Origin of the sequence: Paenibacillus mesophilus (assembly GCF_005938385.1) — a bacterium.
GTDB lineage: Bacteria > Bacillota > Bacilli > Paenibacillales > NBRC-103111 > Paenibacillus_AB > Paenibacillus_AB mesophilus.
The window spans coordinates 303,095-315,926 of the sequence record NZ_VCRA01000006.1 but is presented as its reverse complement, the minus strand read 5'-3'; the positions used below and the strand labels follow the sequence as shown (position 1 = coordinate 315,926).

Here is a 12,832-nt window from a genome sequence, read left to right as displayed (position 1 = left end):
TTATGATTCGTACACCCGCATAATGCCGATATCGTCCACCCACAGCTCCGCGGTATCGCCGGTTGCCGGCCCCGATTCAATCGATACTCTCAGCACGTGATCGTAGTCCGTATCCGGGTCGCCTGGCGTCCCCGGCGCGAAGAAGCTTACGTGCAAAGTTTGCCAATCGGCGCTTGCGAACGGCGTTTCGACCGGTGTGCCATTCGCGGCCAGATCGGTTATAACCAGCTTCCCGGACATGCCGTTCGTCTTCACCTTTGCGGTTAAACGATAGTTGCCTCCTGCCGAATAGCCTTTCCAGTCATAATATAAGGCGGACTGCTTCGGATTAGCCGCCGCGGCGTTCATCCGGATCGACCGGTCGTATTCCGCGCCGGTTACCGATACGTCTTCCGCGGTCGTACCCGCAGCGCGTTTCCAATAGCGGGGAAGGGTAAGATCGCTCTTGTCCTGCACTTCAAAGCTGCCGTTCGGAATTTCCGAATTGTATAGAAAGGGAAGCGCTAAAATGTCGTCGCCGTACACCGTTCCGCCAACCTGTACGGATTCCGGGTACACCCGGATTTGAATGGGGTCGGTCCCGTTCAGCGGCGTCAGGAACGTCAAGCTGTACGGTTTCCACGAAGCATCGGAGAACGAAACGGATTCCAGAATCGTATCCGTAGCAGCATTGTAGGCATCCGCTCTCCCGATCGCTCCGCCGCTCGTACGCCCTTGCAGCGTCAGCGTATATTCGGTGTTCGGCTCATAGTCTTTAATCGTTTGCTTAATCCCTTGGAACGGACCGGTATTCGCTTGAATGGCAATGCTCTTCTTGCCGCCGTATGGGCTCGTAGAGTCCAATGCGGCCGTTGCCGGAGCTGAAGGAGACGGGTCCATCCGCTCCCAAAATTGCGGCAGCGTCTCGTCGTTCAACGCCGAAAGCTCCATGTCGCCGTTCAGCGTCTTGTTCCAGGCCCATCTGGCGAGACCCGCGGAAGCGTACAGCAGCGGACCGCGTTCTTCCTGAAGCGCATTCACGATCTCCCAGACGGTATGATCGTATTCCGCCATATCGATCCAGTAGGAGGTGGAGCCCGTCTTATGGCTTGCCGCCGGCTTCCGGCTGTTGTCGTCGGACAAGATCACCTTGTCGTAGCTCCGGTTCCACATGACATCGGTAAACGTATTCGTGAACTTCTCCATATCGTCGCGCGTAAATACTTGTCCGCGATGATACGCCGTATTGGGCCCGATTGCGGAAATCGAGGAGTAGTGCAAATCATCGAATACTTGCTGATAGTGGTGCCCGATGTCCCAACTGCCGTTTACATTCCAGTAATACCATTGGTAAGCGGGGGTACCCAGGTCCGAAGTCTGATTCATCAAAGTGTTTTTGAACTGACGCAGCATGTCGTTGGCCCGGCTCTTATAGAGAATCCGGTCGGAGGCATATTCCGGCATACCTTCGGTAGCATCGAATAATAAATACAGCATCGTCGCATATCCCAAATAATGGTTGTTCGGTATCGACCTTCCGGAGAAACCGTTGTTGTACGACGGTCCGGGTCCAAACGTGTAGACTCCGGTTCCGCTGTCTTGACCGTCCACTCCCGTGATTTGCTTCCAGAACGGGTCGTTTTTGCGAAACAAGTTGCCCGCCGCGAAATCACGGTAATCGTTCGCTTTAGCCAAGTAATGCGGATCTGCCTTCAGCTTTGGATCGTCATATACGATATTGGCAAATTGCAGCATCGGGTTCGCGATGCGGGCGTCATTGATCATAAACGTATGGAACGGCTGCGCCTCGATCGAGCGGACATACAAAGTATCGCCCATGTCCGGCGAAGTAACGGCGAACTCGATATGAACCCGGTGTCCGGCCGCCGGCGTTACGAAGTCCATCCGGGGCGCATCGGATTTCGTATGCGACAGCGGCAATGAACCGAGAACCGTATTCGTCGTCATGTCGGTCGCCCTGATAACCCCCGCAGCGCTGGGGCTTACATGGCAAGAACCTTGAACGCGGTATCTATGGTTCGGCAAGAAATTAAGCAGCTCTTGGGAAAGCCCGGGGTTCGTCCCGTCCTGAACGAGCGCGACCGCCCAGCCTCCGACCGCTTCATCGGCCAAGGGCGAATTGGTGAAATAGGCGTTCTTCAGAGGCGCGTTGCTGACGAATCCGGCGGGAAGCTCCATCTTCACGGCTGCGCTCCTTTCATGCTGACCGTCCGGCACGGACTCCACCATTGCGGGCGGGACCACATATTCCTTTACGCTGACATGCCGATAGTATACTTTGTTGCCGGCCAGCCGGGTGTCCGCGCTATAATCGTAGAAGCCCAGCCTAAGCTCCAGCGTCCCTGACGGAGGAGCCGTGAAGTTGAAGAAGTACCGCTCGCAGCCTACGCTTGTAATGCGGGCGCTCCCCAATGCATGATTGCCGTCCGCTACGTTCAAGACTTGCACGAGTCCGACCGACCGGTCCGAATCGACGCCGCCGACAACTTCGACGGTATACGTTTTGCCGGGCAAGCAGGGCAAACTCTGGTGCATGTAATTGTTGGTGGACGTCTTCTCGCTTACGAGGACGATACCGGTGTGTTCGCTTGAGTCGTTTACATCCGCAGCCGGATAAATGTTGCCCGGATTGCCCATCAAGCTCCAACCATAGGGAGCGGCCGAGCTGCCCGCCTCCGATTCGAAGCCCGCATTGTGGACAAGCTCTGTTGCACCCGTAACGGCGCCGCGAACATCGAATGTACCGTTCTTGATCGTCTTGCGGGTATACCGCGGCTCACGGAATCCGAGAGAGCCTGCCCCGCTGTAATCGACCGCCTTCTGCAGCACCCGATCGGACTGCTCGACGAGTTTGTCCAGCCATTTGCGATCTTTCGTTCCTTTGTACAACTGGATGTACCCGTCCGCGACATAGCTTTGTCCCCACGCCAAATCGCTTATCCATTGGTTGTCGGAGTACCCCCTCCCGAACGCCCTTTCCTGATCTGCGACCAAGTGAGCGTCGAAAATACCTTTGCGCATGTTGCCGTGCAATCGATCATCCCCTTTTGGTACCGGTTTGGTCTGACGCTTTCATAGTAGGGAATTATCGGAGACCGGTATACAGCGATCTTTTGACGGTCTATCGTTTTCTGATTGCCGTATTTTCGAGCGTGCCGCAGCCGGACTGTAGAAAAATGATGGTCCGGATAAATCCGGCTATATACGCCGTCCGTTATGCGAAACTATTATCGAAGGTAGCGTTGAACTCGCGTTCAGGGCAAGTATGGGCAGAGGGGACAGAACAAGATGATACATGTCGTATGGAGCGAGACCGAATGCGGCCGGGACCGGCAGGAAGGGCGCAACTGTTACCGGGAAGTGCTGTTCGGGGAGCTCGACTACTTGGGGCTAACTTATACGAAATGGAGCCCGGATGCGTGGGCCCGCAAGCAGCCGCCGGGACTGACTATCGTAATCGCCGCTATAGATGATTCCGGTTGGAACGCCATTTGCGAATCGTATTGCACACAAGGCAACTCCATTCTGGCTGTAGGGGATTCGTCCGGGCTTCAGGAGCTGCTCGGCGTATCGAGCCTGGGTACCGTCAAGGAAGGATGGGTGGAGTGGGGGGCGGCACCGCTGGCGGATGGACTGCGAAGCTCTTTTCATTTCTTCGAGGCGGTGCGTTTGAAGGTTCAGCGGGATGATGTGCAGACGTGGGGGCGGTTGCTTGAGCGCAACGGCAAGCGCATGGATTACCCAGCACTGGCAACGAGACGAGTCGGGGGCGGGTACGCCGCCTGGCTCGCGCTCGACATGATGAAAACGAGCCAACTGATCCGGCAAGGCATCCCGGTTGTTCGGGACGGTCCCCCCGCACCCGACGGCTCGGGCGCGATCGACGAAGGCATTCTGAAAACCGACGACTCGACCGTGCTGGATTGGGAGAAAGACCGGGAGGCGCTTGAACCGGGCGGAGTCCCGTTCTACTTGCATCCGATCGTCGACGAATGGCGCGAGCTGTTCATGCGCGTGGTTCATATGCTGCTGCGAAATATGGACTTGCCGTTCTCCCAAGTGTGGTTTTGGCCGGAAGGGATGCCCGCGGTCGGACATATTTCGCACGATACGGACCGCAATATCCCGAGACAGGCGGCGGCTACGCTGGACAGCCTGCAGAGGGCGGGAGTCCGCTCCACCTGGTGCATCATCATGCCCGGCTACGATGCGGCCATCAATGAACGGATCGTTGCCGACGGACACGAGGTCGCCCTTCATTATAATGCGCTTGGCACCGAAATTCCGCAGAGCGGCTGGAGCGAGCGGGACTTCCGGACCCAACTGGCGATGCTGCAGGAGCAGTTTCCAGGCGAGGAAATCGTTACGAACAAAAATCATTATTTGCGCTGGGAAGGGGACGTGCAGTTTCTGCACTGGTGCGCACGTGCGGGTATCGTTCTGGAGCAGAGCAAAGGGGGCACGAAGCAAGGGAACAAAGGGTTTCTGCACGGAACGTGCCATCCGTACACCTCGATCGACGGCGCGGGCGCGGACAATCGTGTCCTGAGGACGATCAGCTTGCCGACCTTATCGTGGGACCCTCCCGCGCCGCTCCGCTGTACGGCTGAAGAAGCTTATGCCTTGACGGACCGCTGCCTCGACGTGAACGGTGTCGTCCACTTCCTGTTCCATCCCTACATGGTCGCGGAGGAGAATGGAAAAGTGTCAAATATGCTCGCGGAGCTCGTACGCTACGGCCGCGACCGCGGCATGGAGTGGTGGACCGGCAAAGAGCTGCTGAGCTGGTATGTGGCGCGCCAAAGCATTCAAGTGACGAGCGAGAAGCTGGAAGGGAAGCGGGTTCGGCTGAATATCGTTTCATCCGATGCTGTGCGAGGACTTACTGTGCTCGTGGCACTGCAAACTTATACGAATGCGGAAGCGGATCATGGTGCAAGCGTGAGGCGCATCCGGCCGGTAAAGCGGTTCGGCTGCTCGTACGTCGAGCTTCTGCTGGATGTTCAGGCCGGCGAAACCGCCGTGACGGTTACGGCCTGATAAGCGGAGAGCAGGAGCGGTCATCGGTACAACTGCATATTGCCGCATAAGGAGATGAAGCTGTATGAGCATCATTCAGATGCCGACCGGGTATTACCGGCAGTACGACACGGACTTCGGGCTTGAAGTGCCTGCCGAGGCATTCGGGGGTTGGGCCAAGCAAGATTTCGAATTCGATCTGAGCCGTACTGCGATCGTAGCGATGCATGCGGGCAGTTACGGATCACGGGAACAGTCCCCGGGCCGGTACCGTTCGATCGAATACTTGCCGAGATCGGACAAGATCGCCAAATCCGTCTTCCCCGGGCTGCTTCGGACAGTGAGGGATGCCGGCATGAAAGTGTATCATGTCCCTTTCCCCGGAGACTATTACCAGGAGCTTCCCGGTTACAAGGAGACGCAGCGGATTACTCCGCCGTACGAGTCGCCCGCCACGGTCTGGACCGGGTCCGGTTCATTTCTTAATAAGATGAAGCGGTTCAGGGGGGAATTCGTCTTTCCCGGCATCCATAACGTGCGGGACAATAGGCTGGCTCCCCAGGTGAAGTTTTACCCGGAGTCCGAGCCTGTCGGCGACGAAGGCATCGCGGAGAACGAGCAGGAGCTGTTCGCCCTTTGCCGGCGCGACGGAATCGAGCATCTCGTCTATATCGGCTTTGCGATAGACGGATGCTTGCTTGCCTCCCCCGGCGGCATGCTCGAAATGTCGAAGAGGGGGCTCGTCTGCTCCACAATCCGGGAAGCCGTTACCGCGATCGAGACGAAAGAGACGGCCCGCCACGAGAGGGCCAAGGATCTGGCGCTGTGGCGCGTTTCCATTTTGTTCGGCTTTGTCTACGAGCTTGACGACTTCGTCACGGCGATCCGCAGTCGGGGCATGTCTCCTTCGGAAGGGGCATGATGAATATAAAGCGTCCGTTCTACCGTTTGTCGGGGGACGGGCGCTTTCGTTTTTTTAGCTAGTCGCAATTTGTCATTTTTGTGTACCTGAGGAAACGGATTGCAGGTATAATGGAAAAGTTCAGTTGTTGATCTGCACAAAGTATACCATTCCCAAAAAACCAGGAGGCACAACCTTGCTGCAAACCCGAGTCATCCTTTTCGCGCTATTAATCGGTTACTTCTTGCTGGCCGTTTCGAAAATATTGGGCATGCCGGTCGGGACCAGTATAATGGCCATGATCACTACGGCCGCATTTCTGTATACATTCGGCGATCTGCTGGAAGCACGGGCGGGGAAGTCCAATTTGATTAAAAAAGCGTTTCAGAATACCGCCGTATTTTTATTGATTTTCACGTGCTTCGCCTCATTTTTCAAAAGCGCCTTGTTTCCGTATATCCCTCTCGAAACGAGAAATTTGGTTCATGATTTCGCTTCGGCCTATAACGACTATTTCGGAATCGTCGCAGCCTTGGCCATTCTGCTCGCGGTACACAAAAAGTTCGATAAAACCCAGGTGATATCCACCATCCATTTATATTCCGAGCTGGAAAGCGGCGGCCGGGCAACTTGCATCTCGGATAACCCCCGATATGAACACCATGTCGTCATTATGGATAGAGACGGGGCCCTTTACTTTGCGGATCAGGATCCCAGCTCACCCCGTCAATATTTGGAGCTGACACCGGATGTAGTCAACCTGCAATGGTCCTTTATTAGAGCGAAGAAGCCGAGAGCGGAGAGAAGGCGGCGCTCCTAAAATCGTGAAGGCTGCCGCTTCGCTTGTCTCTTGTCCCGATCAGCCGGTGATGCAGAACAGTTTTGATAAGCATGACCGTCTCGTACGCGGCGAGATAGTCGACCGATTCGCGCTCCGTGTGCTCGTTCCGGTAACCGGCGGATAAGTTCACGGAAGGGATGCCGAACGTCTCGGCGAGAATACGCGCGTCGCTGGAGCCGCCTTCCGTTACTCTCCAATCGTCCATGCCCGCCATGACGCCCGCCCGCTCGAACAACAGGCCGTACGATTCGTGGCAGAACGGGATGATGCCTGCACAGGAGGTTACAATGTCGCGCGTTCCTCTGCGATCGACTACGATGGCGGCATCTACATCGGCGAGGAACAGGGGGTCCAGCTTTCGCGATCCGACCAAGCCGATCTCTTCCTCGACCGTGAAGGCGATTTTTAAAGTTCCGCTGAAGCCGGTCCGGCGAACGTTCCGTACGATCTCCAGGATTATGGTGATTCCGGCCCGGTCGTCGGCACCGAGTATACCGGCCGTGGAACGCAGTACGGTGCCTTCCTGAACGATTTGACGGCCTTCTTCAAGCGCCTCGTAAATATCCATATGTGCCGACAGCAGCACCGTTGGGCCTTGTCCGCAATATACGGCGGCGCAAACGTTACCGGCGCGATCTACGAACAGATCGTCCGCAATGTGTCGGAGTCTGCCCCGCAGCGCTTGCCGGATCGGGGCCTCGCGGCGGCTCTCGCCCGGTATATTCAGCCATTGCAGCAGAGAATGCTTGAACGTCTCGGCCTCGTACCGAACCAGCGCGGAATCGTCGGCGAGAATCTCATACAACCGCTCCGCCAACTGAAGCAGCAGCTCTCTGTTGTTGCTGCACTCGAAGCGAATGGTCTTGCCGCGGGTATGAATCGTCATGCCCTCCGGTGCAATCGCCCGCAGCAGCTTCAGCTGCTCGAAGGTCGGCTGAGTGAGCAGGCCGACAATCGGCGTTCTGCGTCCGTGGCCGTCACAGCAATGAAAAGTATGGATTCCCAGCTCATTGAGCCAACGGGCAACGCCCCGCATGTACAGATCAATATCGGCCAGAGGAAGCTCTTCCTCCGTCGGATCGACCAAGCATTCGCCGCCGCGGCGCTCGATCTGGAAAGAAACGGCTTGCAAGGCGTCAGCCCAAACGGACTCGGATACTTCCTGAAGTTGTTCGATCGTCGTACCGACACGATGAAGGGCCCGGGTCAGCAGCTCGCAAGCATGAGTCCGCCGGAAGCTGAAGCGATCGTTCGCGTCCGATAATTTAAATCCGTAGCGGGTAAGCAGCGAAGGTTGATTGAGTTGAGTTGTTTTCATTTTGTCATCCCCTTTGGTTTTGTTTTTTTAGTGTAAGGGGGCTGTGTGACCCGCTGTCACACTGAAGGGAAGGAGCGGGACGACCATGATGGAAGAAGAAGAGGAGCAGGAGCGGCTGCCGGTTCCCTATGAGCAAGAGAAGGCGCTGAAGGAGAAGTACAATGCGGCGATGAAGCGGGGCGACCGGGAGGCAAGCAAGCAGCATAAGGCTTCCCTCGTTGCGTTCTATGTGTTGTATGGGGAATCGTATAAAGGCGCCGACAGACCGGACCCGACATCGGCCAAGCTATGTTTGCGCAGAGCGCTTGGTTTGCAGCACGACCACCCTGTGGCGAATTACCGGTACGCCCATCTGTTATACGGGGAGAAGCATTATACCTTGGCGGCGTATCATTTCAAGCTTGCGTTGGACGGAAGCCGGGAGCAGAGCCTGAACGACACCCAATCGCTGATCGCCCATATTTTTACGGTCAATTGCGGGCTTCTGATGGCCAGAGATGCGATCAAGGAAGTCGACGATTTGCAAAATAGCGAGCATGCTTCGTTCGACAGCAAGCTGATGGAGGACTATGCCGACCGGATGCTTGTCGACAGCGAAGAGATGCTGGCGCATTTTTTATATATGAAGGTGACCGCATCCGGCCATGAACCGATCTCGGAGCAGCGGTTTTATGAGGTACAAGAGGCGGCAGGAGATAGCGACGTGTTGGTATGCGTCACGCCGCTAAGCCGCGAGCTGATTTACCGGGGGCGGAGAGAGCATTTGACCCAGACCGAGTTTTTCGTCGCCCATACCGTGCTGCAGTCCAAGGAGTTCATTCAGGTGAAGGACATTTACGAGAAGCTGTTCGAAGGCCGCCCGCTGGAGGAAGTCGTCACGCCTTCCGCCGTTCGCCAGTGTTTGCGCCGGCTGAGCAGGGACGTCCCTTTCTGGGAGCTGGTCGTTGAGGCGGATATACGCGGGAACTTCTCAGCACGCAGACGACGGAAGGGTATTACTTATACGCTGCTGTGTCACAGCAGTATTGTGCTGCCCGAGGAGAAGACGAGCGGGGCTTGATGCTATCCGGGGTACCTCGGGTTAAATATCCTCAAGCACCGCAACGATATGTTTGCGTATATTTTCCTCCAAGGCGCCGTCATAAGGGGCGGGAAGTCCGAAATAATAAATGGCCTCCAGCGGTTCATAGCCTCCCTCGCTTAATTGTCCGGCCGTGGGGATGTAGCCGATCATTCCGTTGCTGTAGCCCAAAGGGAGCACGGTCCCGTTGGAAACTTGTTTAATAAAAAGCCCGTACTCCACCACCATTTCACCATTCATCGCAAGCAAAGACAAGCCGGACGCCAAATCCAATCTGGTCATCTCAAGCAGTTGTCCGGCTTGTATCCGCTCGGGTTCGCGGAGCAGAAGAGCCGCCCACGCTTTCTTGCCTCCCGGGCGCGCAATCTCCTGCCTCAGTTCCTCGTAGGTCGGCAATCGTGCGAACGGAATAGGAACGAGCAGCTGCTTCCCGGTGAGCGGACAAGCCTTTAACCGCTCCATAGGGAGACGTAGCCGTTCCAGAACGGCATCGGCGAGACGATTTCCCTGCGCGCGGACATCCTCGTCGTTTCCGCCGCAAAATACGCCGTCGCGCACCAGATTGGCCCGGATATCGCCGCAGTAGCCCTGCAGAAAAGCGGATACCGCGGCGCCGCCGCCAATCTGTTCCTCCACTAGGTCCATGGCAACGCCCGTAAATTCGGAGGATACCGAGTTCGCACTTGTAATCGAAGGATGGCACGTGTAATGCACGAGCAAGCCTTTCGTCGAACCCGATTCCGTTCCGAAACGGACGACGGTGACCTCTGGGTCGTTCGGACCTTCGTCGTTCGGCAATTTCTCCGCTTTGCCGTTCATGATCCGTCTTCGGTTAATGCCGCCCGGGCATTCGCTTGTCCCGCGCTCGATGATTACCGTCTCTGCATTGGCCATCGCCAAGCCGACCCCGTCCACCATTTGCTGTTCCAAGTGTTCGATATATTCCGGATCCACCCGGCCCAGCAGTTGAAACCATTTGCTCGTCTGCGGCCCGGAATGGGTGTGGGTCGCATGGAGGATGACGGACGATTCCTTCAGACCCCATCGCTGCAGCAGCTTCTCTCTGATCGCGCCGATTCGATCCGTTCCCCACCATATCAGGTCCGCCGACACGAGCAACGCCTGCGAATAAGTCCCGTCCGCATGATCGTCGCGGAAATAAAACATTCTCGCATACAGAGGGCGAAGCACTTCATCGTATGTTTTGCCTTTGCGGTCATGATTGGCGAATCCCGCCAGCTCCACGGGCCACCGGGGGGTAATATCGATTTTGCATACGCCCAACTTCATGCTCTTGCCTCTCTTCCCGTATTGTACCTATTTTGCTTTGAGTATAGGCCGCTGCGAAGCGGGAAGCTATAAGCTTTATTTTAGAGGCGTACAATTTTGAACCATCCGCTATTGTCATAAAATGATGATTGCTCAAACGACGCTTCAACCGTAAACGACCGCTGGCTCCGGCAGAGGCCTGCCGATCGCTTCCACGTTGTAGCCGAAGCCGTTGCCGGTCAAGCTGTCCAGCGTAACCGTTCCGTTTGTCCGCGTATAGAGACCGGGGTGGACAACCGCTTCGTACCGGGAAGCTTCCGGGTAGAACTGCATGCTGTTCGTCTCCACGCCCATGATCGTTCCGGCGTATTGGCCCAGCAGCAGATGGGGAATTTGCGCCAGCATCGGGTTCGTCAAATCCTGCACCATCAGCGTCATCCCGTGCGCTTTCGCCCAGCAGAGGCTCAGCAGGGCGCCCGTCTGCGTTTTGCACGTTTTCAAGGCGACTCCACTCCAACCTAGCTCGCGTCCGAGCCGCACATACTCCCAGTCATGGGCGCTCTCGTCCATAAACAACGGTTTTCTCGCGCTGACGCTGCGAACGTCGATCGGATTCGCCTTCAGATCGTATGGGAACGGCTGCTCGATGTACAGAATCGATTTGTAAATGTCCGGATGCTCGATTATGAGACGATCCAATATATCGTTGACGTAGTCGCAGCTAGTAACCTGGCAGTTAAAATCGGCGGAGAGCCAACGAACGCCGCGATCGAGCGCAATCCGCCCCGCCTCCCGCATACGCCCATAGTCCCATTCCGCATCGGTTCCCGTCAGCTTGATTTTGATACAGGCGAGCCCGTCCCGTACAATCCAGTCTTCCAGCGCATACGGATAGCCGTCGTCCGTGCTGTCCTGCGGAACTTCGTCGCGGTACAGGAAGTCTTTGCCCCCTAGCAAATGCCATGCAACGAGCTGCCCGGACTTCGGAGCCGCCAAATAATCGGCCGGATATTTCCCGGAGAACCGGTCGGGCGCCCCTTTCGCAGGTGTCAAATATTCGGATAGATCATGGTTCATATAGTCGCCGGTATAAGCGGCATAGATCGGGATTTGATTAACCTGGCCATATGCGTCATGCAGCGCGATATCGAACAGGGAGAAGCATACGAGAGCCGCCAAGTAAGGCAGGTCCAGACCGGACGATTGACGGAAGCGGGCCGTCAGCTCGGGCAAAACCTGTTTCTGGAACCGGTACCCCAGCTCGAAAGCATGGCCGGCATCGTCCCACTCGGACAAAGCGGCGGCGATTTGCAGGCAGAACGAACGCAGAGCTTGCTCCCGGACCTCGTAAGACAAGTCGCCGGGCCATACCCACTGCACGCTGAGCGGAGTCTCGCCCCAGCCTGTCGAACGAGCGCCGTTCCGGTTCTCCACTTCCACGCACACTCTGGCGCATGTGACGGTCGTCAAAGTCTCCGCGCCGAATTTGAGCGGGATGCGGGTTTGCACCGGCAGAAAATACAGCTTCAGTCCTTTGACGCGGATATCATGCTTGTTCATGCGAGCCGTTCGCCTCCCCGAAAGCGGAATGAATATAAGCAAGCTCTTCCTTCATGGCGGCCGTATGCAAGGCCAAATCTTGCGGATAGTAGAACGGTTGGACATTGAAGAGGATCGGACGATGATACTGCCGCACGCTTTTCCCGATCTCATGCCAGTTGATGACGCCTTCGTGGCACGGGGACCAGGCTGCCGACCATCCTTTGCCCGGCGAATGCTTGTTGTTCGGATCAAGCTTCATTACTACGTCCTTGACGCCGATTCCGGCCCAATATTCACCTAGCGTGGAGACGGCTTTGCCGAAGTGCTCCCGGCCTTCGTGATACTGGTTCCCGGGATCGAGCATGATGCCTACATGCTCCGGGGGAAGCCCCTTAACGACGGCAAGTGCCGAGAAAGAATGCTGGATCAATTGCGAGTACCCGTGATGCACCTGATACACCGCCTTCATCCCACGAGCCGAGCATAGCTCCGCCATCTTCTCCATCTGCCCGCGCGCTTTGTCCAACTGTACGGCAAGTCCGATCGAGTCGGTATAAGAGAAATACCCCATTCGAAAGCCGGTAACCCCTAGATCCGCCAAAATGTCCAGCGGCGAGGAGTCCGCCGTCAGCGTCTCCGGAGTAAAAGCCGTAGTGGCAAACTCCACCCGGATGCCGCTCCGCTGCATGCTGCGTACAAAGGAGGCCGCTTCCTGCTTAATCCCGCCGGGAGTGACCCAAAAGCCGTCGCGTACGACGAGATCGACGCAATCGTATCCGGTTTCCTGCAAAATGCCGGCCAGCCGCTCGACCGACACTTGGCCCAGCATTTTCGGAAACAAGCTGTACACGTGGTTCATCC

9 protein-coding genes are annotated in these 12,832 nt (G+C 56.6%); 4 read left to right on the top strand and 5 right to left on the bottom strand.

The features are described from left to right. Complete coding sequence (locus FE783_RS13920) at positions 1-3,033, bottom strand: carbohydrate binding domain-containing protein (protein WP_138879966.1); 3,033 nt, start codon at positions 3,031-3,033, stop codon at positions 1-3. A 255-nt stretch (positions 3,034-3,288) separates the two neighbouring features. Between FE783_RS13920 and FE783_RS13915 the strand changes: the two genes are divergently transcribed. From FE783_RS13915 to FE783_RS13905, 3 genes are all read left to right on the top strand, one after another. After that, positions 3,289-5,040, top strand: coding sequence for a polysaccharide deacetylase family protein (locus tag FE783_RS13915; RefSeq protein ID WP_138879965.1), 1,752 nt, complete (start codon positions 3,289-3,291; stop codon positions 5,038-5,040). Positions 5,041-5,104: 64 nt separating this feature from the next. Then, positions 5,105-5,941, top strand: coding sequence for a hypothetical protein (locus tag FE783_RS13910; RefSeq protein ID WP_138879964.1), 837 nt, complete (start codon positions 5,105-5,107; stop codon positions 5,939-5,941). 175 nt (positions 5,942-6,116) lie between these two features. After that, entirely contained in the window at positions 6,117-6,740 is a 624-nt protein-coding gene (locus tag FE783_RS13905; RefSeq protein WP_138879963.1) for a hypothetical protein, read from the top strand. Here the strand turns inward: FE783_RS13905 and FE783_RS13900 are convergent. Then, a complete protein-coding gene (locus FE783_RS13900) occupies positions 6,697-8,079 on the bottom strand; it encodes a M28 family peptidase (protein ID WP_138879962.1) in 1,383 nt (460 codons plus the stop codon). The two genes, FE783_RS13905 and FE783_RS13900, sit on opposite strands and share 44 nt — an antisense overlap. A gap of 85 nt (positions 8,080-8,164) precedes the next feature. Here FE783_RS13900 and FE783_RS13895 point away from each other — a divergent pair, with 85 nt between their 5' ends. Next, on the top strand, positions 8,165-9,139 hold the full coding sequence (locus tag FE783_RS13895; protein WP_138879961.1) for a hypothetical protein: 975 nt from the start codon (positions 8,165-8,167) through the stop codon (positions 9,137-9,139). Between the two features lie 21 nt (positions 9,140-9,160). Here FE783_RS13895 and FE783_RS13890 read toward each other — a convergent pair whose 3' ends face one another. From FE783_RS13890 to FE783_RS13880, 3 genes are all read right to left on the bottom strand, one after another. Next, complete coding sequence (locus FE783_RS13890; protein WP_138879960.1) at positions 9,161-10,450, bottom strand: neutral/alkaline non-lysosomal ceramidase N-terminal domain-containing protein; 1,290 nt, start codon at positions 10,448-10,450, stop codon at positions 9,161-9,163. Between the two features lie 144 nt (positions 10,451-10,594). After that, entirely contained in the window at positions 10,595-11,989 is a 1,395-nt protein-coding gene (locus FE783_RS13885) for an enolase C-terminal domain-like protein (protein ID WP_138879959.1), read from the bottom strand. Next, entirely contained in the window at positions 11,976-12,830 is an 855-nt protein-coding gene (locus FE783_RS13880) for a sugar phosphate isomerase/epimerase family protein (protein ID WP_138879958.1), read from the bottom strand. The genes FE783_RS13885 and FE783_RS13880 overlap by 14 nt, the downstream gene beginning before the upstream one ends. Between the last annotated feature and the right edge of the window lie 2 nt (positions 12,831-12,832).